Here is a 23389-nt window from a genome sequence, read left to right as displayed (position 1 = left end):
GTCACATTTCCCTTCATTTTTCGCATTTTCAGCGTTTTTGGTTGATTTTGCGATATTGTCCTGGTGTTACACCAACGATCGTTCGAAACTTACGCGTATAGTTCGAGACATCATAATAACCGTTGTCCCGAATGATTTCTTTGATCGGTAGATCGGTTTCGACTAATTCTTGTTTGATTTTTTCTAACCGCAGTTCTTGGATATACTTAGAAAATGTTTTGCCACTTTCTTTTTTCACAAATCGACTAATATAAGAGACAGATACTTTAAATTCTTCCGCAATAGATTCCAATGACAGCTGAGAAGACTGAAAATTTGCTTTGATATAAGCAAAAATCGTTTCATTCAACTCCGATTCTTGATTTTGTGGTCGATCCCTCACTTTTTCGCAAATATGCTGGACCAATTGTTGCAACACCGTTCCTAGCTGCATCAGATTAGTAAAATCTGCATGTTCGGCTGCAAATAGCAAAATCTCCTCTCCCACTAATTCGCCTCCAGTTTGTGCAACCGTATTCAATAAATAATAGCCATACATCTTTTGGACCGGCTGAGATCGTTGTTTACTTAACCCGTCTTTGATTAACCAATGCACCGTTTCAATTGCGATATCGCTATTTCCTTGATTCAATGCTTGGATCAGTTTTAATTTTTGACTGTCGGGATACTGGATCGCCGAGCGTTGTTCTTCTGCGGAAATTTCAAGGTAATAAATGATTTGCTGGTTGTTACTGACATGATAATCCAATGCAGCTAATCCTTCAATATAAGATTCATTGATAGCCGTCAATTCATTAACGATGGTTCCCACCCCAATTGCTGGAAGCAGTCCAATCGCAGCTGCTATTTTTGCCGCGACTTCTTGAACGATCTCTTCCTGTTGGTATCTGTGATCAAATCCCACAGTCAATGCGATCACTTCAGTGGAAAGGATCTCGGTGGCGTAGGCTGTGTACCCTTGGCTGCTGATTTCTTCAATATAGTCAATCAGAAAACAGCTCTCGCCGGCTTTATATTTTGAAGCCACGGTTTTGGTATCGATCGTGATGACAAAATAATTGTCCGCAGGAAAATGAATATGAACGGCTTCGATCAGCCTTGCAACTTCTTGTTCCGAACGCAGACGACCGCTCATCAGCTTTCTAAGAACTTGTTCTCGAGCATGCGGCGTCTGCATCTGGATTTCTTTATGCAGTTCCTGCTGTTCTTCTAAAACAGCAGCCAATGTATTATGAACATCATTCATCGAATTGACCGACATCTCCATATCTTTATGGAATTCTCGAACCAAATGTTCGATTTTGCGGATCGGTCGATAATTTCTGATCCCCATTAATGTAACAGCAATGATCCCCACGAATAGAATACACATAAAAATAAGAATGAAATGTTCTTGAACGCGATTGACCAGCGATAATGCTTGTGATGGATTGGTCACCGATACCACTGAGATATGCAGTTCCTCATTGGGAATTGATTGAACGAGGTACTTTTGCTGATTAAACTGAAAGGTGTCCTGAGTGGTGATCTGAGCCATTTCTTGGGGATCATTCAAAAAAACTGTCAAATCGTTATGATTTGTGCTAGCTAAAATCTGAAACTCATCATTGATCAAATAATTCGTACTCGCACCATCACTATTGGTCAAGTCCAGCATTTTTGCTAAGCTAGCTTCTTTGATCTCATAAATAGCTGCTCCATAGACAGTCAGTTCATCATTTTGTAACGGCACAATGTAGAAGAATCGGGAATGATGCCGTGCCAATGATGCCCCTTCGATAGTCAGCAACGTTGGATAAGCTTTCTCTAGCTGATCGATCAGCTGTCCTTGCTGCATATCATTATCTGGGATTACTTTTTCTAAGAAACCTTCGACGGATAATTTGCCAATCGAAGAAAAAAAGTTCTCCGGTTCTTCTTTATAGTATAAATAAACTTCTTCGACAAACTCATTCGTGATCTTGTAGGTTTGCAGGCTTGCTTTGCCTTCCTTTGAATAATAGGGATGGGTCAAAAAATTTAATGAGAGTTGATGGTCATCCGTCATTTTCTGGGTCAGGTAGTTCAATTGAAGGAAGTTGTTCTCTAAGGAGTATTTCAATTGAATCAACTGATTCTTTGCCGTTAATGCAACCTGTTCATTGATACTTTTGACAGAAGTCGCATACCAAATCCACGAGACCGTTAAAAAGGGGATCAGGAATACCAGCAAGTAGGAACTGATTGAGCGCGCGATTCCTCTGAACGTGTTTTGCCCGTTTTGATCGTAAAACTTTTTCACTTTTATCACCTGACCCTTGTTTCATTCGCTGCAATTTAAACGCTTACATAATAAAAAAATAGAGACTATTTTTTTATTACATTTTTATCTTAGAATTGCAACTGTTTTAGCTAGTTTTCATTTCAAAAGTTTGCAGTAACCAATTGTAGCAAGCACCAATTAAATTGGACTCATTCCCAAACTGGCAACAGGCAACATTTGGCAATCGAACTGTACTAGGAATCTGCGCTGCAATCTGCTGAATCTTCTTTTCTAATAGCGGCAGTAAAAAGTCGCTTTCACTGATTCCGCCTCCAATCAAAACAATTTCTGGATCAAGAATGTATTGTAGGTTGTAGCAGGCCACGGCTAGCTTTTCAATAAAGCGATCCACCCAAATCGTCACTGCCGGATCGTTTTGCTGGTAGTAAGCAACAACTTTATACCCATCAATCGAGGGGGCTTTTTTTTCGGCTGCAACTTGTTCTACCAATGTTCTTGTTGCACCGGCAATACTCCAAATTTCCCAATCTTTCTTTTCGACTTCAGGAAACAGCATATAACCAAACTCGCCAGCTAAAAAGTGTTTGCCACGAATCAACTGGTTATCGACCATCAATCCGCCTCCCACAGAGGTACCTAAAACAATGACAGCAAAACTGCTAGCGCCTCTTCCTCTTCCCAGCCATTTTTCTGCTAAAAGCGCGCAATTGCCATCATTCTCCGCGATGACGGGTTTTTGATAATAGTCCGTTAAAAAAGAAACCATGCGATTACCAAATCCCTCATAAAGCGGTGAATCCATCCCAATCTGTTGTGTCACTGGATCTACTAATCCTGTCGTACTAATAGCAATTCCGGAAAAGTCTTTTGGATAGTCATTATCAATATGTGAAATCAATCGGTCGATCACAGTTGAATAGTCTTTATTCATCGGAAAGCTTCCTAATTGTATTCTTTCTCCGTGACTATTCAACAACCCCGTCTTGATCATTGTCCCTCCGATATCTACTGCAAGAATCTTCATTCCAACGCTCCTTTGCTTGTATGTGCTTTCAGTATAAGCATTCTCTAGAAACAGAAGCTATATGTTTTTCTTGCAACTATGTGTCAAAAATCGCACATAACAAAAAGGCTGAAGCAATTCGCTCCAGCCTTCTAAATTCAGCTTTTTTATACTCCGATAAAAAACTAGAAAAATGTGTGAGTCAGTGTGATTTTCACAAAGATCTTTCGTCAAAAAATTTTCTTCGAACTATTCTTGCTGAACATCGCTTTCCGTTTCTTCTTCATACAAACTCGATACGGTCGTATACCATTCAAAAATATGGGTAATGATCACTTTTGCCGCAGCATATACCGGGATCCCCAGAATCACGCCGACAAGTCCGAAGAGTTTACCCGAAGTCAGCAATACTAATAAAATCGTCACGGGATGGATCGACAACTCGTTTCCTAAAACGAGTGGTGAGATCAATCGCCCTTCAATAGTCTGTTCGATCACAAAGACGACCAGGACTTTCACCAACAGGACAGGACCACCGACGATACCCAAAAAGACCGCCGGAACCATCGCTAGAAAAGAGCCTAGGTATGGAATCAAGTTCAAAAAGCCAGCTGCGATCCCTAATGTGATGGCATAATCTAGGCCGATCAAACTAAAACCGACCATAAACATGATGGCTACTGCAAATGCGACTGTTAGTTGCCCGCGAATATAAGAAGAAACTTGATCATTCATCTCTTTTAAAACCGTCAATGATTGTTTACGCATTTTTGTCGGCAAAAATTTCACGAAATAAGGTGCTAACTGTCGTCCATCTTTTAAAAGATAAAAGAGAATAAAGGGCATCGTTATGACAGCCAATACCACCGTTGCAACGGCCCCAAAAAAGCTGCCGATATTTTGAATCGTGCTCCGTGATAAGTTTTGAATGATGTCGGTCATTGATGCAATCAACTTCTCATTAGATGCTTCCAATTGATCTTGAACTTGTGAGAAAATCGGATCGGACAAAATCTCATTGACTTTATTTTCAATGATATCCAAATATCCGGGCAAATTCTCAACGAAACTCATGGACTGTTCTTGGATCTTCGGCACAATCACCACAACGCCCCAGACGATCAATCCGATGACCAAAATAAAAAGACCGAAAATACTATAGATGCGTTTGATTCCCTTTCGTTCCAGATAATCAACCGCAGGATTCATCAAGTAATACAAAATCCCCGCCAAAATGATTGGCAATCCAACAATCGCCAGAAATTGCCAAATTGGCTCAAATAGATAGGATACTTTCGTAAACATAAACAAGATCAATAAGACGAGTAGAACCACTAATAGACTCGTGACTGCTTGATTATTTAAAAACCACTTCCAAAACCAGGACAAAGGGCGCTTCTCTGTTTCCTTCATTTCCCCGCCTCCTACTTGTAGATAACTTTCATACCAACTTCAAGGGTCGGCAAATTGAAAGGTTCTAAATAGATAGCGCTGGTCAGTTGCTCTTCGGGTACTTCATCGAAGATAAATGTCACATGCTGGATCGTTTGCAAAATTTGATTTGCGATAGGACCGACATGTGTCACGGTGTACGACTGATCCCCAAAAATAAGTGTATCGCCGTTTTCTACGACCAAATCTTGAGAATCTGGAATCGATTGGATCACTGAATACTCCCTTAAGATCTCTGTTGCTTGGTCGCCGAAAAAAATCAGCATTTTTTCTTTTTGATCGATCGCTTGTGGCCCAATCGCTTTGATTGTTCCTTGTTTCATACAACAACCTCCCCTTTATGTTCTTTTTTTATTATAACATAAGAAGTTTTTCTATCCGCCCATTTCCGCATTCTATGGTAGAATTAATAAGAAATCAAACTATTAGGAGGCTTTTTTTATGTTGCAAACGATCTACCTAGGCACTTATACGCGTCGCGAAAGTAAAGGGATCTATTCGATCACTTTAGATACAGAAAAAGAACAATTGGTCGACTTGACCTTGCGTGCGGAAGAAAAGAGCCCAACGTATCTTGCCCGCAGTAAAAAAGAAAGAGTATATACTGTGACCGAAGTTGATGGCGCAGGCGGTTGTGGTGCTTATACGCCTGCATTTGAGTTGTTGAATACTGTGACCGAAGAAGGCGCACCATTGTGTTATGTAGCAGTAGATGAACCTCGTCAACTTGTTTATGGTGCTAATTATCATAAAGGTGAAGTAAACGTCTACAAAATATTGGCGGACGGCAGTATTGAAGCCACTGATCACATCTATCATGATGAACCTGTTGGTCCTCACGAAAATCAAGACAACCCTCATGTACACTACACAGACTTAACGCCGGATCAACGCTTAGCTGTATGTGATCTTGGAACAGACCGTGTGTATACGTATGACGTTTCTGCTGAAGGAAAATTAACAGAAGCGGCTGTTTATGTTGCAGCTGCCGGAACAGGCCCTCGTCATTTAGTGTTCCATCCTAACCACCAATATGCTTATCTGGTAGGAGAACTAGACAGCTCTTTGACTGTTTTACGCTACAATGAAGCTGATGGCAGCTTTGAAGAAATCCAAAAAGTACCGACTTTACCAGAAGATTTCACCGACTTTAATAGTGGGGCTGCTGTCCGAGTATCAAAAGATGGACGTTTCGTTTATTCATCCAATCGTGGACACAACTCTCTCGTTGTCTTTGAAGTAACTGAAGATGGCGCTGGCTTGAATTTCATTCAACGTCGATCAACAGAAGGTGACTTCCCGCGAGACTTTGACTTGGACCCAACCAACAAATTCTTAGTTTGTGCCAATCAAAATTCCGACAACTTGACTTTGTACCGTCGCAACGCCGAAACTGGTGAACTCACTACTATTCAAAAAGACGTTTACGCGCCTGAATGTGTTTGTGTCTTATTTGAAAAATAAAACGATCAGGAGGACTCCCCCATGTTTGATAAAACACCCATCGAGCTTTTACTGAAAGATTTTTCAAATATTTATAATAAGTGCCAGTCAACTTATGAATTGGTCACTAGCCGTCGTTACAATGAAGCCCTCGTCTTATTGACTACGGCTGAAACCTATGCCATTGCAGAAAAAGCCTATATTCGTTGTGATACCTTTAAAGAATTGCAAACATCCGAAGTTACTGGCTTCTTTGATGCTTTTGAGATTTACTATTTTGAATTGAAACAAGTCCTTTTCCATGATGACGATGACTTTGTTTCTCTTAAAAGTCGTTTGGAAAAAATGAAAGAAATGTATGAAGCATTGACAGCCGCATTCAATTTGTTATGATGGTACCAAATAGACGAAAAGGTGATCTCATGAACCAAGAAGAAGTGCTTGAGCGCTTAAAAGAAGAGTTAGAACTTCCTTTTTTCCAAGCAAAATTAGAGGAAAAAAACTATAGCGAAGAAGACTATCAGCAGGTAAAAGCCGATTTGATTCGCTACTTCGATGAATATGTCCGCAATGTAGAAAACTAATCTGATTTTCTTTTACAAGAACATAGAAAGGGTCTGTGTCATAAGTAGCAACTAGACAAGACGATCCGAGGATAACTGGGTGTCATCCATCGTACATTGGTGATGGAAACTTGCTGAAGCGCAAGCACAGTCTCATTCTCCTCGGAATCGTTCGTTTGTTGCATGACTTATGTCACAGCCCTTTTTGGCTTTTTAGTACACGATTTTGAAATTCTGATTCGTCTCAGCTTCTAGTACTGGGTGTTGTTTCAAATAATCAGCAATCAATTCAGTCATATCCACTTGGATCTCCCGTACAATTTTGTCGGCTGTAAACATCGCGTAATTCCCACCGCCTACCGCTCGGTATTGATTTACGACAACTTCCAGCTCCTGTTCCGGCGTGATAGGCTCATTATGGAACAACAAGCGTGTGATTCGTTTGCCAACTGGCTGGTTCATATCAATCGTATAGTCGATTCCTTCGTACATATCATAATTGTAGTATTGCGGTTTCGGCTCGATAAAGGCTGGATTAAAGACGATTTTCCCTGCTTCGACGGCTAAGTAATTCGCTGTCTGTTCCAACGCAAGACGCAACTCTGCTCCGGTCACTTTTACGACAGCCAATGTATTAGGATAAATATAATTCGTGATGACATCCCGCATCGTGATCGTTGTACCGAAGCCTTTTCCTTCATTATTGAAGAGCGCTGTCCCAGATATTTCCGCTCCGCTGGCAGCCATCTGAACGCGATTGATAAATTCCACGTATGGATGTTCCACGATCCGTGCCTGCATCGGATCAGTAATTCGCATATCCCCGTTCACTTTCCCTAGCGGCTGATCCAACCAGCTTTCCAATTCCGTCTCAATTGGTTCGATCATTGCCAAAATTGCTTCATCGGCTGAAACTTCTGCCACTGAATGCAATGTCGCTTGTTGATCCGTAATCACTGTTTGACCCTCTTTTTTCTCTATTGTTAATTGGATTCGGCCGATTTGGCTGCCCCGATAACCTGGCTGGACCACAGGGACCCCATTGACAATGGCGGCGATTTCCCGATGTTGGTGTCCAGTAAAGAAAGCGTCAATCCCCGGCACCTCTTGCAGTAACTCATAGCCTTCATTCTCTCCGGTCAACAATTCGGTGGCTTCACCGGTTACCAAATCTTTCTCAAAACCGCCATGATAGCTGACGATGACAAGATCTGCTTGTTTTCTTAGCTCAGGCACATATTTTTTTGCCGTTTGGATAATGCTTTCGAACCGCATCCCCTTGATGGTAGCTGGTTGTTCCCAATGAGGAATATACTGGGTCACCAATCCCAACACCGCAATCTTAATCCCATCTTTTTCAAGGATCGTATAGGCTTTGCCGAAATAGGGCTGTCCCTCTTCATTTAAGATGTTCGCTGCTAAAACAGGGGACTGATAACTAGCGATTGCCTCTTGAAGATACGTTAATCCATAATTAAATTCATGGTTTCCTAAAACATGGACATCGTATGCCATGTGATTGATCACTTTGGTCAATTCTGCTACCGGATGCTGGCTTTTGGCAATATAATAACTCAGTGGGGATCCTTGGATAAAATCGCCATTTTCGATCATTACAACAGGACCATCAGCTTCGGCTTTTAACTGCTTTAGTTTCGTTGCGACTTTCGCTGCCCCAATAGCCAGATCGTGGTCGTCGGCGAAATTAGTTGGGTAGACATAGCCGTGCATGTCGCTGGTTTCAAGAAAGGTGATTTGCATTTTCTCATTACTCCTCTAACATTTATGTAAAAGAGACCGCAGGGATATCTGACGGTCTCTTTCGGGTTGATAGGGTCATTGTCTGGCCCTTTTACGAGCAGAACTATTGATTCCAAACATCCTCAAGTTGTGGAATGGAATCTTTAATCAATTTATCGGTATCTTTGTCAGTATTCGACAAAATATTCTCCATGATGGAACGAACTTCATTGTAAGCTGAGTCTGCATTTTCAATTACTGGGATCGAGAAAAGTTCTTTTGTTGCTTCACTTAACTCAGAAGCAACTTTCGTATCTGGATTGTTCTTGTATTCATCACTATCTAAAACAGATTGAACAACTGGCATGTATCCTGTTGAAACTGCCCATTCTAATTGTGACTCAGGAGAAGTCAAAAACTTCATGTATTCAAAAGCAGCGGTACGTTCCTCTGGAGATGCACTTGTGAACATATATAAGTCTGTTCCTTGTTGTAGATTGATTTTTTCTGGGCGGGCAGAGACACCATATTCAAATTTGCCTTCGGTGTCTTTTTTGACATATCCTTCTCCAGCAATCGAGCCGATGAACATCGCAACTTGTTCGTTTGCGAATGGTCCTGAAAGATATTGATCGGATCCAGCAATACGGAAGTAGCCGTCTTTCACACCTTCCGCATAATAATTGATGACTTTTTTCGATTCATCGCTGTCTAGCTGTAAATCCTTGTTAAAATCAACACCTTTGTTTTTCATGCCAATAGCATAGTAGTTATTCAATGAATCAAAGCCAGCACCAACAACGCTGCCATTTGATTTTTCGTAAATTGTTTTTGAAGCTTCTTTTAACTCATCTAATGTTGTCGGTACTTCTACACCATATTCTTTTAAAAGATCTGCATTGTAGAATAACATTTCCGTTGATTTGTTGAAAGGAATACCATATTGGACACCATCAATTTGTGCACCTTCTAATAATGAAGAGCGAATTTCTTCTTGGTCACCCCAACCAATCGTATCATTATCGATATACTCGCCTAAATCAACAAGCATTTCATCTTGAGCTGCATTCCAAAGCCAACCTGGATACGCTTGTGTGATGGTTGGCAAATCTTTTGGTGAAGGTAGTGTCGAATTGATTTTCGCCTGCAGATCGGAGTACTGAGATTGATTTTGCAGTTCTACTTTCACATTTGGGTTTGCTTCCATAAACTCATCTGTCAGTTTCGTCAGTGCTTCTTCTTGTGCACCATTCATTGCATGCCAGAATGTGACAGTAGTATCTTTCGGAACCTCTGTAACGATCTCATCGCTGCCTTTTGCACTGTCATTTGAGCCATTGTTGCCGCATGCCCCTAACACTAAAGTTGCCGCAGCCACTGCTGCAAATGCTAGTTTTTTTGATTTCATTCTTTACTCTCCTCTATCCTTTTATAGTTCTATTTTCTCGCCACGTTCTGGCAATATTCTTTCGCCATACGGATTCACCAGTTTCTCTGGTTTCAAGGTATGGATTGGAACCAATCTTTTTGGTTCGATCCACGCAATAATCTGATCAAGATCCTCAGGAACTGCGTGTCCCGAAACCGGCAGCCGTACAAACTCAATTTCCAGCTTTGCTAACAAAGCGAGAAACTCTTCATAGGCAGGATCAAAAGCCCCCAAAGGTTGTGCATCGCTATGGATATACAGACTGCCTGGTTGTAAATTTTCAAAATGGTCAACTGCTTGCCAGACATACTGGCCAGTGTCGACACATAAAGAACGATAATCAATTTCTAGCGCAGGATCTAACTCTGCTAAGGAAGCTCCGCCTTCAACCGTGTAATAGGGAACTTCTCTGTCAAAGATTTCTTTCAGTAATGCTGCTTGGTGTGCTTCAAGGACGATCGTTCGAGGACAAGCATCCACCAAAGCTAAAAAACGCTCTACATTGGCAGGATAGCCGTTGAAAGTGATTTGCCGTTGTGGATTTTTTTCGACCAACTCGACAAAAGCCGCTACCAATTCTTTCTCACTGGCTACTTCGATAGTATCTGGATCGCTTTCTCTTTCAGGAAAACTGATACTGACTCCTTCCATCATCAATAGATCCGTGTGTTTGGCTAACTGACAAAATTCTTTTGTCCGCTCTGGATGATAGCCATGCAACCGCAAATCGCCCGTATAGGCAATAAAGTGATCCGGTGTTCGAATCAGCAATGCCGCGGCACCATAGGCGTCGTGGTCCACAGGAACGATCTCTACTTCGATCTCACCAACTTTGATCACATCGTGGGGTTCCAAGCCAATCATTTCCCGCACAAAGGCAGGGGCTTCATGAGGAGTAGGAATCAAAAAATCACCGGTGCGATTCAATGCTTTTAGGATCGCTTTGGTTTCTTTCAAGGTATACAAAGGGATTGCAGGGTCCAAATAATTGACCATCTTTGAATGATCAAGATGGGCATGAGATAGAAAAACAGCTGTTTCTTGATAGTCCTTTTGTTCTGATCCATGATACGTATAAGACAGACGAGGATCATAGACATTGCGCAATTGCGGGACCCAGCGATGATCCACTAAGGTCTGTAATGCTTCGTCGGGTAATGGCTGCTCTGGGTGATACTCCGAACCAAAATCGAAGAAAATATGGGCATCTTTGTATGCCACTTCGATGACGGTGCCGCCGATCGTGAGAATACCACTGTGAAATGTAACTGTTGTTTTAGCCTTTGATGCCATCTTTTGCCACTCCTTTAATAATCTCTTTTCTAAAAATCAAATAAATGATCAAAATCGGAATGACAGTCAATGTCGCAGCTGCCATCTGCAAATGAACATCGCTACCGCTTTCTGATGTGAAGGCCGCTAGCCCATTGTTCAACAACCGATATTTTTTTTCATTCGTGACTAACAATGGCCACAAGAAAGAATTCCAGCTCGAGATAAAGGTCAAGATGCCAACAGTCACTAGTGCCGGTTTAGACATTGGGATCAATATCCGCCGTATGTAAGCCATATCGCTTGCACCATCGATTTTTGCTGCTTTATAAAAGGTATTCGAAATGCTTTTCAAATAGCCATTCAGGTAATAAATATAAAAGATACTCGTCAGAAAGGGAATAATCAACGCACTGTAAGTATTCAACAACCCCATTTGAGCAATCGTGTTGTAGTTGGTAAAGATGATTGATTCATAAGGAACCATCAATAAGGAAATCATTAGAGCAATCACAAGCCCTTTGAATTTGAATTCCAAACTAGTCAATGCAAAAGCTGCCAGAATAGCAGTAATCAATGTGGCGATAGTCGTGACTGCTGAAACAAAGACTGTATTCAGAAAGTAACGGAGAAATGGTGCTTTGGTAAAGACTTCGGCATAGTTGCTCCATTGAAAGGACTCCGGCAAAATCGTAGGCGGAATACTGGTGGCCTCACTATAAGTCATCAGTCCCGCGAGAATCATATAAATAAACGGAAAAATCGTGATGATCGCTAAGAGCGCCAAAAAAATCAGAGAGATGAGGGTTACGACTTTTTTCATCTTATTCCCCTACTTTCTTTAAAATTTTATTTTGGATAAAGGTCACCGCCAAAATAATAACAAAGAGAATCACAGTCGCAGCCATTGCGATCCCAGGACGGCCCGCAATATGGAATTTGTCATAAATATAATAGACAGCTGTGGTTGCGCTTTTGGCGATACCGGGTTGACCACCAAACAAGGCATAGACTTGTGTATAGACTTTAAAGGCACTGATGATATTAACGGTCAACAAGAAGGCAAATGTCGGAATCAACTGCGGAAAAGTAATCTTGCGAAAAATCTCCCAGTTATTGGCGCCAAACATTTTTGCGATCTTATAATGTTCTTTGTCAATGTTACGCATCCCTGCTAAGAGAATAATAATATTGAAGGCCAAACTGCTCCAAATCCCAAAAATGATCAGTGTCGGCATACTCATATTGACATTATCCAGCCAATTGACGGCGGGAATCCCCACTAAGCCCAGCAAGTAGTTGATGATCCCATAAGACCCATTAAAGAAATAGCGAAACACGATCCCAATGGCGATGGTACTGGTGACATACGGCATAAAGAAGATCGTCTCAAAAAAGCTCTTATGTTTCACCTTTTCAAAGATGATCCAAGCGATCGCTAGTGAAATCACTAATGCAATAGGAACCACGGCGAATGCAAACCAAGCTGTATTCTTTAGCGCCTTGAAAAACACTGGATCCGTCAGCACTTTTTGGTAGTTTTCTAATCCGGCATATCGCTGATTGATCAATGATCCTTTTTGAAAACTCATAAACAATGAACGAAATAATGGATACACACTAAAGAGCAAAATAATGACTAGTGAGGGCAATAAGAACAGCCAAGCTTTGGGTTGATTTTCGGGATTATAATTTTTCTTGAACATCAATAAACTCGCTCCCCTTTTTCATCAAAGATGAACGCTTTTTTGTAATTGAAGTCAAAAGCTAAGTGTGCTCCTTCTTCAATGATTTCTTCGATGCTAACGATCGATTTAACGTGGATGTCAGCCAGATCAAAGTTCAAGATCCGTTCACGACCAATTAGTTCAACACTTTTTATCTCGGTATTGAATAATGGTGTTTGGGTCGTCGTTAACACATCTTCTGGACGGATCCCTAAAGTATAATGACCATCTGTCAACGGTTTCTTGAAGCGGATATCCACGAAGCGCTCTGTAGGGATCGTGAATTCTGGATGATGCATGACACCATCTGTCACTTCTACTGGCAAGATATTGATAATTGGGTTTCCGATAAACTTTGCAACGAATAAATTATTGGGTTCTAAATAAAGATTTTGCGGATCATCATTTTGCTGGATCACGCCTTCATTCATCAAAATGATTTTGTCACTGATAGACAACGCTTCTTCTTGGTCATGAGTCACAAAAATCGTCGTGATCCCAACTTCTTTGACTAGGCGACGAATCTCCTCGCGAATCTTTAAACGCAAACGCGCATCTAAATTACTCAATGGTTCATCCAGCAATAGTACTTCAGGATTTTGGACTAACGCACGAGTGATGGCAACCCGCTGTTGCTGCCCACCAGACAATGTACCAGGTTTTTTATCCTTCAATTCTTCAATATTGGTCAGCTGCATATATTTTTCAGCAATTTGCTGCGCTTCGTTTTTCTTGATTTTTTTATCACCAACAGTCAGTGGAAACATGACATTTTCTAAAACGGTCATATGAGGATACAAGGCATAATTTTGAAAGACAAAGCCGATATTGCGATCCTTTGGCTCCGTTTTCACCACGGAATTTCCGTTAAAGCGGATATCCCCATCTGTCGGACTCAACAATCCAGCGATCAAATTCAAAATCGTTGACTTCCCACAGCCACTAGGCCCAAGTAAACAAACAAGATCGCCCTTCTCGATCGTAAAATCCACCGCTTTCAAAGCTTCAAACTTGTTGTCAAAGACCTTCTTCAACCCAACTACTTCTATCAAAAAAAGAACCTCCATTATTTTTCTCTTTGCCGCTTTTGTTCGACCAGCAAGATAGGAACACAAAAACAGCTGAATTCTTACAGGCTGTTGTCAAACGCTCAAAGAAATTCGATTTTTATGATAACAAATGAATATTTTTATTCGGTACTGTTATTGTAAATCTTTTGTAAAACCCTTTGGTAATTATGATAGAAATTTTAATTAACTAGCAGAACGATGAGAAAAAAATGAGATTGTTGAACGACAGAATATTGCACAGTAAGGCTTTTTTTCTTGCAAAATAAATAAAAAATCCAGCTAAAATAAATAAAAAAAGAAAAAACAGGCACCCCATTTATTATTTTTTATCTAGACCACTCAAATCAAAAAAACAGACTAACGATCAAAATAGGGTATCTTTCTCAAAAACCTACCACTTTAAAATAACAAAATCGGGATAAGATTTAAAAAAATCCTATCCCGGTTCGATTTATGGACGCGCTAGATCTGTATGTCCAAGCAAAAATTGTTGTGTAGTCACTTGATCCAGAAAATGGCGATCATGTTCAATGATCAACATCGTCGGTTGGACAAGTTGGATCACTTCAGCTAACTGATTCTGATTAAAGACATCCAGATAATTCAAGGGTTCATCCCAGATAAACAGCTCAGCAGGGGTTGCCAACGATTTTGCCAATTCCACACGCTTACGCTGCCCCATACTCATATCTTCGATTCGGGTCTGAAAGACATTTCGCTCCACGCCCAATTTCTTCAGATTATTCAACAATTCTTGATAATCCAATCGGTGGAATTCAGCAAACTCAGTCAAGGTGCCTCGATTATCCTCGTAATTTTGGCGAACACGACTGATGGACAAGTGTTGCGGCATCCAAACAGAGCCGGTGACAGTTCCAGTAAAATGACCTAATAGGCCAGCCACCAAACTCGATTTGCCAGAACCATTTGCACCCAAAATACCAATCCGGTCACCAGCTTCGATGGTAAAATTCAACGGATCAAACAACGGTTGCTCATACGTCAATTGCAAATTTTCCACTCGCAGCAAAACTTTGTGATGCGTGGCTTTAACATTCATAGAAAGGGGATCGATATATTCGATGTCTTTCAACAACTGTTCTTTGACTTGTGCTTGATCTTCCATCCGCTTGACGATTGCTTTGGATCGTTTCATCGTTCTGGCTGCCCGAGCACCAATCGCCCCTGTGTCATAGACTGCTCCACTGCCTTTTTTTGTTGGTGATCCCAGTTTATCTCGTTCCCGTCCTCGTGACCATTCTGCTTTTTCGGCAGCCGTTTGCTTTAAACGGCCGATCTCTTTTTTCAGTTTAACATTTTGCTCCTGTTCAAACTGATCTTGCCGTTGCTTTTGTTCTTCGTAAACAGAAAAGTTCCCCTGATAAATCACTAGTCGGCTTTTTTCAATCGATAAAATGTGATCCACCACTTCGTCAACAAAGTGTCGATCATGGCTGACGACGATAAAGCCTTTTTTCCGTTTTAGATAAGCAGCTACATGAGCACGAGCTGTAATGTCTAAATGATTGGTGGGTTCATCGATCAACGGAAAGTGTTCCTCATCGATGAACAGTAGTGCAAGTAAAACTTTGGTTTGTTCCCCACCAGACAATGTCTCAAATGGACGCCAGAGGACATCTGGATCCAACTGAAGCAAATTTAACTCTCGCTCGATCTGCCATTGCTCAAATTCACACAGATCTTGTAATGTATCATAGGTTAGTTGTTGCGGATCTGCCACTGGTTGAGGAAAGTAAACGAATGCTTGCTGATGGGTGATAGTCCCGCTATAAGGCAATTGGTCTTGCAGTAATTTGAGTAAAGTAGTTTTCCCCCGACCATTTCGACCGATCAAACCTAATTTCCACTGGGTATCGATCACCAAATCAGCTTGATCGAACAGCAGATGATTCTGAGTATCGAAGCCAAAACTTAATTGTTCTATTTTTATATTTGACATTTTTGTACCTCCTGTCTATCTCTAGACAAAAACCGCGCCTATTTTCAGGTCAGGTTCCAGAAAAGTACACAAAAAGACCCTCCAGAAAAACACACCAATCCTGAAAATCTGCACACTGCTCCCTAGAGAACATGATTCTATGCAGCTTCCAACAAATTGGTTAGTTTTTCAATGGAGGATCCCTCATTTCGTTTATAAGTTGTTTTCAGTATAGCATCTACCGCGAAAAACCGCAATTGGCGATACTTGTTTTTAGATTAGCAGTGAAACGATACTAACAAACTGTTAGGTAAATTTATTCACAATGTCTTTTGCAGTCATTTTATTATTTTGAGTAAAAAAACATTTATAAAAATAAAAAAACCATCAAGTTGGTTAGTCCTGATGGCAAAAGGAGTAAAATGAAAAATAAAAAGGTTGTTGGTTGTTAATTCATTATACATCCACCATCATCATTTTACATAAGAATAACATAACATTTAAATTAAATAACTCTCGTTTAAGAAACGAACTTTATCATTTTTTTAACAAGAGAGCTGTCATCCGCTGAATTGCAAAAGAGATTTCATCAGTGGCTTCGTCTTGTTTTTTCTCTGACGCATCGAAAGCTTCCCGATCGACCCCATCAGCAATACTTAGAATCATTTCTTCACAGCCAGCAACATACTTCGTATATGCTCGTTCAAATTTTTTGTGAATCCCCATGACCGTTGCAGGCGGGCGTAATTTAGAGATCTGTTCCAGCATCAAACGATATTTGTCCGTTCCTTTTTTAAAGGACGCTTCGATTGTTTCCAGACGCTCTGGTGATAGTTCAGATTCCTTTTTTTTATCGAGAGCCTGACGAATCTCTTCATAATTCGGATTCATGGTTTCCCCGATTTTCTCTGTCTCTTTCACTAGATCATTGATTGTTTGTACATAAAAACCTAAATTCGGTCGCACGATTCATTCCCCTACTTTCTTCTTAGCTATCTTTTATTTTACCGTTTATTGCCAAAAATGAAAAGGTCGGCAAAAGCAGATTGTTCATTCGCCCCTATTATTCATTTACGACGATTGGTGTGAACAAAAACCGCAGTCAGAATACTCTGCCTGCGGAATAAATTTAGAGACTGCTTATTTTTTGCCCATTGCACGTTGGACAGCTTTAACGATCTCAACGATCGGGATGATCGCGAAGGATGCACCTAGAACGATTCCCCATTGATAGAGATCTAAATGAGCCACTCGGAAGATGTCATTTAATCCAGGAACAACAATGATGACCATCATCAATGCAAAGGAAAGCAAGATTGCCCAGTTAAAGGTTTTGTTACGGAAAGGTCCCACTTTGAATAATGATTGGTAAACAGACTTAACGTTAAAGGCATGGAACAGTTGCATCAATCCTAGTGTAGCAAACGCCATTGTCAATGCATCCGCATGGATTGCATCATAGGTATCGTGTACCGGCCATTGAATTGCTGACCAATAGACGAACAATACCGTTGCAGCTTCCAAGATCCCTTGATAGATGATACTGCTCATGACTCCACCAGAGAAGAAGTTCGAATTCCGGCCACGAGGGGCATGCTTCATCAAATCTTTTTCAGCTGGCTCCATTCCCAATGCGATTGCAGGGAAAGTATCTGTTACAAGGTTGATCCACAACAGATGGATCGGCAACAGTGTATCCCAGCCCCATAAGGTAGCTAAGAACAATGTCAAAACTTCACCTAAGTTAGCCGCTAACAAATATTGGATTGCTTTTTGGATGTTTGAGAAAACTTTGCGTCCTTCTTCAACAGCAACAACGATCGTTGCGAAGTTGTCATCAGCCAGAACCATATCCGAAGCACCCTTAGATACTTCAGTCCCAGTGATTCCCATACCAACACCGATATCAGCTTGTTTCAGTGCTGGCGCATCATTGACACCATCACCTGTCATAGCGACGACTTTGCCTTCATGTTGCCATGCTTTCACGATCCGAACTTTATGTTCAGGTGAAACCCGTGCATAAACCGAGTAATGAGTCACTTTTTGTGCAAACTCTTCATCACTCATTTTGTTCAATTCAGCACCCGTCAATACAGCTGCGTCATCACCAGGCTTGATGATTCCTAGACGTCCAGCGATTGCTTCTGCTGTGTCTCGGTGGTCTCCTGTGATCATGATTGGACGAATACCAGCTTCTTTAGCTACTCGCACAGCATCGGCTGCTTCAGCCCGTTCAGGGTCGATCATCCCTACAAGACCAGCAAAGACTAGATCATTTTCTACGATTTCTGATTCCAAGTTTTCTGGTACTGCATCTACATACTTGTATGCCATTCCCAAGACACGAAGCGCTTGTTTGGCCATATCTGTATTGTTGAACAAGATTTTTTGTTTTTCTTCTTCAGTCATTGGTACTTCTTGTCCGTTCAACAAGACTTTTGACGCACGTCCCAATAAGACATCTGGCGCGCCTTTCACTGCAACTAAGTAACGACCATCTTCTTGTTCATGGATCGTACTCATCAATTTACGATCCGAATCAAATGGCAGATCCGCTACACGAGGTTCTGCACTCACTTGATCTTTCACGTTGAAGCCTTGATCCATCCCGAATTGAACAAGTGCTGTTTCAGTAGGATCACCAATCAAGTTGCCTTCCTCACCGAACTTAGTATCATTCGCGAAGTTCATGACTTTCAGAGCCATTGTATCCAATGGAATGTCTTCAGAAGCAGCATGTTGCTTGTCATTGACATAAAGTTTTTCAACTGTCATTTGGTTTAGTGTCAATGTACCTGTTTTATCTGATGCGATGATGTCTGTCGCACCCAATGTTTCTACTGCCGGTAATTTACGAATAACAGCGTTTCGTTTGGCCATGACTTGCGTGCCTAGTGCTAAGATGATCGTTACGATCGCTGGCAATCCTTCTGGAATCGCAGCAACCGCAAGAGAGATTGATGTCAGCAACATGTCGACCCAAGAAGTATTATTGAAGATCGTACCAACAAAGAACATAATTACGGCGATCACGATGATGGCGATCGTCAAGAATTTACCAAGTTCATTCAAGTTACGTTTCAACGGCGTTTCCGTTTCTTCGGCTCTTGCTAACATACCAGCGATCTTACCGACTTCTGTCGCCATCCCTGTATTGACAACGACCCCTTTTCCCCGTCCATAAGTCACATTACTGTTGGAGTAAGCCATATTGACACGATCACCGATCCCAACATCTGTTGCATCGATCACAGTCAATTCTTTTTCTACGGGTACCGATTCACCAGTTAATGCCGCTTCTTCGATTTTCAGAGAACTAGCTTCTAATAAGCGTAAATCAGCTGGTACCACATCGCCGGCTTCTAAAAGAACGATATCTCCGGGAACCAGTTCATCGCTTTTGATCGTCACCGTATGCCCATTTCGTAACACATTGGCATTGGGCGTCGACATTTCCCGCAACGCTTCGATGGCTTGTTCGGCCTTCGCTTCTTGAACCACGCCCATGATCGCATTGATAATAACAACGGCTAAAATAATGATTGAATCGACGATTTCATGTGACACGACAGCAGAAATGATCGCAGCGGCTAACAAGACGATGATCATCAAATCTTTGAATTGTTCAAAGAATTTTTGAGCCATCGATTTTTTCTTACCTTCTTCTAATTCATTGGCGCCATATTGTGACAGACGACTTTTGGCTTCGTCATTTGTCAAACCGTTGGCATCGGTTTGCAGCTCTTTCAGAACAGCCTCAGCTTCTTGTGCATAAAAAGCTTGCGAGAGTTGCTCTTTTTTATTCTCTTCAGACATGTTTTTCCTCCTTTATTCTTCTTCCTTCTTTATTGTACATGAAATGAAAAAAAATAGACTCATGTATGCACTAAAACACATACACGAGTCTCACTATTTAAGGCAACACCAGAAATTTCTTTCAGGATGGTGATGTTGCCGCAACGATAAGCTGCCAGTTACTCCCTCATGATCATCTCAATAAAGACCATTATACAAAATGTTTCATTCAGTTGCAATTTCATTTTCTGAAAAAAGAACAGAAATGATTAAATACTGTCTCGCTTAGGCAATGATTGATCCGTTAGGCATTCCCTTTGGAGCTTCAACAATTTTTAATCGTCCTTCGGTATCTTCCGCGGAAAGGATCATCCCTTGACTGATTTGCCCCCGCATCTTACGTGGTTTCAGATTCGCTACGATTACGACTTTCTTACCAATCAAATCTTGCGGCTCTGGATAAAACTCAGCGATTCCTGACAAGATTTGTCGATCTTGATCATCACCCGCAGCTAAGCGAAATTGAAGCAGTTTATCTGCTCCTTTGACTTTTTGACAGTCGATCACTTCAGCTACTTTCAATTCGATCTTGTCGAAATCATCGTATTTGATCTCTGTTTTTTCAGAAGCAAGAACCGTTTCTTCTGGGTTCCATTTGACTGTTTCAGCAGTGCTTTGCGTTCCTTCCGCCATTTTCTTCTGGATGTAAGCGACTTCCGTCTCTAATTCCAAACGAGGGAAGATTGGCGTTCCTTTAGCCACTACTTTGGTATCACTAGGAAATTCACCGAACCGCAAGTCTTTCAAGTCCATGGCTTCTGAAGTTAAGCCTAACTGATGGAAAATATTTGCCGGTGTTTCGGTCATGATCGGTTGCAGCAAGATTGCTACGATTCGCAAGCTTTCTGCAAGATGGACCATCACACTGTCTAATTCTGCTTTTTTCTCAGGATCTTTGGCCAATACCCACGGTTGTGTTTCATCGATGTATTTGTTGGCACGAGAGATCAACGTCCATACTTCCGACAATGCAGTACTGAATTCCATCTTGTCCATTGCTTCATGGTAGCGACCTACGACGTTGGCTGCGGTTGTCGACAACTCACTATCGTAAGGAGTTACTTTTGAGGCATATTTAGGAACGATTCCTTCACAATACTTATTGATCATAGCGATAGTGCGGTTTAATAGATTACCCAGGTCATTGGCTAGATCATAGTTTACCCGAGAAACAAAGTCTTCTGGTGTAAAAACGCCGTCACTGCCAAAAGGCACTGCCCGCAGCAAGTAGTAGCGCAAAGCATCCAAGCTATAGCGCTCAACAAGCATCTCTGGATAAACGACATTGCCTTTAGATTTCGACATTTTGCCGTCTTTCATCATCAGCCAACCATGACCGAAGATTTTTTTAGGCAATGGCAAATCTAATGCCATCAGCATGATTGGCCAATAGATCGTATGGAAACGAACGATTTCTTTCCCAACCATATGAACATCTGCCGGCCAGTATTTTTGGAACAATGAATCGTCATCGGAACCATAGCCTAGTGCTGTAATATAGTTTGATAAAGCATCGATCCAAACATAGACCACATGTTCAGGACTCGCCGTTACTGGAATCCCCCACTTGAAAGTTGTTCTGGAGACAGCTAAATCTTCTAAACCTGGCTTGATGAAATTATTGATCATTTCATTCTTACGGGATTCAGGTTGGATAAATTCTGGGTGCTCATCATAATATTGCACCAGACGATCTGCATACTTGCTCATGCGGAAGAAGTACGAAGACTCTTTTACTAATTCTACTTCGTGGCCGCTTGGTGCTTTCCCACCGATCACATGTCCTTCTTCATCACGATAAACTTCTGCCAATTGCGTTTCTGTGAAGTATTCTTCATCAGAGACAGAGTACCAGCCTTCATACTCGCCAAGATAAATATCTCCTTGGTCCAATAATTGTTGAAAGATTTTTTGGACTGCCTTTTTGTGATAGTCGTCCGTTGTCCGGATAAATTTATCGTAGCTGATGTCCAATGTTTTCCACAATTTTTTGACATCGGCAGCCATTTTATCTACATATTCTTGTGGATCAACACCTAGTTCTTCCGCTTTTTTTTCGATTTTTTGCCCGTGTTCATCAACACCAGTCAAATAAAACACATCAAAGCCCATTAGACGTTTATAACGTGCTACTGCGTCGCAAGCTATCGTTGTATAAGAATTTCCGATATGCAATTTGCCGCTTGGATAATAGATTGGCGTCGTAATATAAAATGTTTCTTTTTCAGCCATGGGCGTATGTCCTCCTTTTCACCTGTAAAGTGTATACTAAGGTAGTATACCATAATTTTCTGTGAGTTTTTCCTTTTTTCTTTTGCCCAAATTGATGAGATAATTTTACTATCAGCTCCTTTTGGTTTATGAGCTGTTTTTTTGCTATAATAGGAATGAACGTTTGAAAGAGAGGGTTTTTCGCTTGAAAAAACAACAACAGCGCTTCATGATCTTAGCTGTTTTAACGATCATCCATTTGATTTTTTCTAGTTTTTATTTGTATTTTTACGGCTATTTCAATGGGCAAAATCTAGCTAGCTTCTTTGTGGTCATCACATCATTGCTTCGTTATGGGTTCCTGCTATGGATCGCTGTGTGGGGATATTTAGCCATGAAGCACACACAAAAAGCGGCATTCTTCTATTTAGCACTCTTTTTTATCAATTTGATTTTTCCCTATTTTTTTAACTAATCCATCATCATTATTATTTCATCATATCAGGAGTAGGAGACAGGAATGAAAGAATTCACCTCAAAAACAGCAGAAAAAGAGTATTATGAAAAAGAAGCTTCTGAAGCAGAATTTTTAACTTGGTATCGCAGTCAGGACCAGCCAAAATATGAGAAGCCTTCTGTGACAGTCGATATGGTCTTGATGTGTTACAACAAAGAAGAAGAAGAACTGAAGATTGCACTGATTCAGCGAAAAGGGCATCCCTTTCGAAATTCTTGGGCTTTACCGGGTGGTTTCGTCAATCCGAATGAGTCAACTGGTCAAAGTGTCATTCGCGAGACGCAAGAAGAGATCGGCGTAACCATCTCAAAGCAAAACATCGAACAACTCCATACCTTCAGCACACCAGGGCGAGACCCGCGGGGCTGGGTCATTACGGTCAGTTATCTCGCTTTTATCGGCGAAGAACCTTTGAGCGCTGGGGATGATGCCAATCAAGTCCGCTGGTTTTCATTAGAGAGAAAGGCGAACCAAATCTTTTTATCTAGTGGCGATGTTGAGATTATCTTGGACCTAGTCTCGGGACAATCTGTCGGTAAGGATACATTGGCTTTTGACCATAGCGCGATTATTTTGAAAGCATTTGAACGAGTGGCAAACAAAATGGAACACGAACCACAAGTACTGCTGGTTCTCGGCGAAAGCTTCACGATCACTGAAGCACGTAAAGTCTTCGCTAAATTTTTGGGGATCGATTTTAAATTGATTGACCATTCAAATTTCAAAAAAGCCATGCTTCAATATTTCACGGAAATCGGTGAAAAGCCCGTCGGTATTGGACGACCTTCGAAAATCTATGAATTGAATGCTGATGTGCTTGGCGACAAAATGTAGGCCGTGCAAAGAGGCTGCAACACAAGCAAACAAGAACCGAAACGATAGACGAATCACTTTCAGCTGAG

Annotated in this window: 19 protein-coding genes; 5 read left to right on the top strand and 14 right to left on the bottom strand. The window is 41.2% G+C overall.

Annotated features, from left to right (window positions below):
- Positions 1-28 precede the first annotated feature (28 nt).
- From ACTFWY_RS11280 to ACTFWY_RS11265, 4 genes are all read right to left on the bottom strand, one after another.
- Complete coding sequence (locus ACTFWY_RS11280) at positions 29-2287, bottom strand: helix-turn-helix domain-containing protein (protein WP_124018858.1); 2259 nt, start codon at positions 2285-2287, stop codon at positions 29-31.
- 100 nt (positions 2288-2387) lie between these two features.
- On the bottom strand, positions 2388-3287 hold the full coding sequence (locus ACTFWY_RS11275) for an ROK family protein (RefSeq protein ID WP_003128602.1): 900 nt from the start codon (positions 3285-3287) through the stop codon (positions 2388-2390).
- A 228-nt stretch (positions 3288-3515) separates the two neighbouring features.
- Positions 3516-4679 carry an AI-2E family transporter gene (locus ACTFWY_RS11270; RefSeq protein WP_439926957.1) on the bottom strand — a complete coding sequence of 388 codons (1164 nt, stop codon included), beginning with the start codon at positions 4677-4679 and terminating at the stop codon, positions 3516-3518.
- An 11-nt stretch (positions 4680-4690) separates the two neighbouring features.
- Positions 4691-5041: a PTS glucitol/sorbitol transporter subunit IIA gene (locus tag ACTFWY_RS11265; protein WP_003128600.1), complete on the bottom strand. Its 351-nt coding sequence runs from the start codon at positions 5039-5041 to the stop codon at positions 4691-4693.
- A gap of 118 nt (positions 5042-5159) precedes the next feature.
- Here ACTFWY_RS11265 and ACTFWY_RS11260 point away from each other — a divergent pair, with 118 nt between their 5' ends.
- Genes ACTFWY_RS11260 through ACTFWY_RS11250 form a run of 3 tightly spaced genes read left to right on the top strand, consistent with a single transcriptional unit; the run spans position 5160 to position 6745 of the window.
- Positions 5160-6182, top strand: coding sequence for a lactonase family protein (locus ACTFWY_RS11260; RefSeq protein ID WP_003128599.1), 1023 nt, complete (start codon positions 5160-5162; stop codon positions 6180-6182).
- A gap of 21 nt (positions 6183-6203) precedes the next feature.
- A complete protein-coding gene (locus ACTFWY_RS11255) occupies positions 6204-6554 on the top strand; it encodes a hypothetical protein (protein WP_003128598.1) in 351 nt (116 codons plus the stop codon).
- A 29-nt stretch (positions 6555-6583) separates the two neighbouring features.
- Positions 6584-6745: a hypothetical protein gene (locus ACTFWY_RS11250; RefSeq protein WP_021149110.1), complete on the top strand. Its 162-nt coding sequence runs from the start codon at positions 6584-6586 to the stop codon at positions 6743-6745.
- A 192-nt stretch (positions 6746-6937) separates the two neighbouring features.
- Here the strand turns inward: ACTFWY_RS11250 and ACTFWY_RS11245 are convergent, their stop codons facing one another.
- The 10 genes from ACTFWY_RS11245 to metG all read right to left on the bottom strand — a co-directional run bounded on the left by ACTFWY_RS11245 (position 6938) and on the right by metG (position 21991).
- Entirely contained in the window at positions 6938-8485 is a 1548-nt protein-coding gene (locus ACTFWY_RS11245) for a bifunctional metallophosphatase/5'-nucleotidase (RefSeq protein ID WP_003128596.1), read from the bottom strand.
- A 103-nt stretch (positions 8486-8588) separates the two neighbouring features.
- A complete protein-coding gene (locus tag ACTFWY_RS11240) occupies positions 8589-9872 on the bottom strand; it encodes an ABC transporter substrate-binding protein (RefSeq protein WP_003128595.1) in 1284 nt (427 codons plus the stop codon).
- Between the two features lie 21 nt (positions 9873-9893).
- Positions 9894-11186, bottom strand: a complete 1293-nt coding sequence (locus tag ACTFWY_RS11235) for an MBL fold metallo-hydrolase (RefSeq protein ID WP_003128593.1) — start codon at positions 11184-11186, stop codon at positions 9894-9896.
- Positions 11170-11988, bottom strand: a complete 819-nt coding sequence (locus tag ACTFWY_RS11230; RefSeq protein WP_041119808.1) for a carbohydrate ABC transporter permease — start codon at positions 11986-11988, stop codon at positions 11170-11172. Before ACTFWY_RS11230 ends, ACTFWY_RS11235 begins: the two co-directional genes overlap by 17 nt.
- Position 11989: 1 nt before the next feature.
- Entirely contained in the window at positions 11990-12871 is an 882-nt protein-coding gene (locus tag ACTFWY_RS11225; protein WP_029487291.1) for a carbohydrate ABC transporter permease, read from the bottom strand.
- Positions 12871-13944, bottom strand: a complete 1074-nt coding sequence (locus ACTFWY_RS11220) for an ABC transporter ATP-binding protein (RefSeq protein WP_029487292.1) — start codon at positions 13942-13944, stop codon at positions 12871-12873. The genes ACTFWY_RS11225 and ACTFWY_RS11220 overlap by 1 nt, the downstream gene beginning before the upstream one ends.
- Before the next feature lie 469 nt (positions 13945-14413).
- Positions 14414-15922 (bottom strand): ribosomal protection-like ABC-F family protein, encoded by a 1509-nt coding sequence (gene abc-f / locus ACTFWY_RS11215; RefSeq protein ID WP_041119805.1) that lies wholly within the window; start codon positions 15920-15922, stop codon positions 14414-14416.
- 516 nt (positions 15923-16438) lie between these two features.
- On the bottom strand, positions 16439-16867 hold the full coding sequence (locus ACTFWY_RS11210) for a hypothetical protein (RefSeq protein ID WP_003128588.1): 429 nt from the start codon (positions 16865-16867) through the stop codon (positions 16439-16441).
- Between the two features lie 174 nt (positions 16868-17041).
- A complete protein-coding gene (locus ACTFWY_RS11205) occupies positions 17042-19720 on the bottom strand; it encodes a cation-translocating P-type ATPase (RefSeq protein ID WP_124018852.1) in 2679 nt (892 codons plus the stop codon).
- A gap of 264 nt (positions 19721-19984) precedes the next feature.
- Positions 19985-21991, bottom strand: a complete 2007-nt coding sequence (metG, locus tag ACTFWY_RS11200; RefSeq protein WP_003128586.1) for a methionine--tRNA ligase — start codon at positions 21989-21991, stop codon at positions 19985-19987.
- A gap of 184 nt (positions 21992-22175) precedes the next feature.
- Here metG and ACTFWY_RS11195 point away from each other — a divergent pair, with 184 nt between their 5' ends.
- Complete coding sequence (locus tag ACTFWY_RS11195) at positions 22176-22445, top strand: hypothetical protein (RefSeq protein WP_005472766.1); 270 nt, start codon at positions 22176-22178, stop codon at positions 22443-22445.
- Between the two features lie 45 nt (positions 22446-22490).
- Positions 22491-23321, top strand: a complete 831-nt coding sequence (locus ACTFWY_RS11190) for an NUDIX domain-containing protein (RefSeq protein WP_060813097.1) — start codon at positions 22491-22493, stop codon at positions 23319-23321.
- Positions 23322-23389 lie beyond the last annotated feature (68 nt).

Origin of the sequence: Enterococcus sp. 125944 (genome assembly GCF_051909435.1) — a bacterium.
Lineage (GTDB): Bacteria > Bacillota > Bacilli > Lactobacillales > Enterococcaceae > Enterococcus_D > Enterococcus_D gallinarum.
Note: the sequence above shows the minus strand (reverse complement) of the source record. Positions and strands in the feature narration are given on the sequence as shown.

Coding starts and splice junctions, on each gene's coding strand:
- ACTFWY_RS11255 (WP_003128598.1), top strand. CDS start 6,204: ATGTTTGATAAAACACCCATCGAGCTTTTACTGAAAGATTTTTCAAAT.
- ACTFWY_RS11230 (WP_041119808.1), bottom strand. CDS start 11,988: ATGAAAAAAGTCGTAACCCTCATCTCTCTGATTTTTTTGGCGCTCTTA.
- ACTFWY_RS11240 (WP_003128595.1), bottom strand. CDS start 9,872: ATGAAATCAAAAAAACTAGCATTTGCAGCAGTGGCTGCGGCAACTTTA.
- abc-f (WP_041119805.1), bottom strand. CDS start 15,922: ATGTCAAATATAAAAATAGAACAATTAAGTTTTGGCTTCGATACTCAG.
- ACTFWY_RS11270 (WP_439926957.1), bottom strand. CDS start 4,679: ATGAAGGAAACAGAGAAGCGCCCTTTGTCCTGGTTTTGGAAGTGGTTT.
- ACTFWY_RS11205 (WP_124018852.1), bottom strand. CDS start 19,720: ATGTCTGAAGAGAATAAAAAAGAGCAACTCTCGCAAGCTTTTTATGCA.
- ACTFWY_RS11265 (WP_003128600.1), bottom strand. CDS start 5,041: ATGAAACAAGGAACAATCAAAGCGATTGGGCCACAAGCGATCGATCAA.
- metG (WP_003128586.1), bottom strand. CDS start 21,991: ATGGCTGAAAAAGAAACATTTTATATTACGACGCCAATCTATTATCCA.
- ACTFWY_RS11190 (WP_060813097.1), top strand. CDS start 22,491: ATGAAAGAATTCACCTCAAAAACAGCAGAAAAAGAGTATTATGAAAAA.
- ACTFWY_RS11250 (WP_021149110.1), top strand. CDS start 6,584: ATGAACCAAGAAGAAGTGCTTGAGCGCTTAAAAGAAGAGTTAGAACTT.
- ACTFWY_RS11275 (WP_003128602.1), bottom strand. CDS start 3,287: ATGAAGATTCTTGCAGTAGATATCGGAGGGACAATGATCAAGACGGGG.
- ACTFWY_RS11235 (WP_003128593.1), bottom strand. CDS start 11,186: ATGGCATCAAAGGCTAAAACAACAGTTACATTTCACAGTGGTATTCTC.
- ACTFWY_RS11260 (WP_003128599.1), top strand. CDS start 5,160: ATGTTGCAAACGATCTACCTAGGCACTTATACGCGTCGCGAAAGTAAA.
- ACTFWY_RS11225 (WP_029487291.1), bottom strand. CDS start 12,871: ATGTTCAAGAAAAATTATAATCCCGAAAATCAACCCAAAGCTTGGCTG.
- ACTFWY_RS11245 (WP_003128596.1), bottom strand. CDS start 8,485: ATGCAAATCACCTTTCTTGAAACCAGCGACATGCACGGCTATGTCTAC.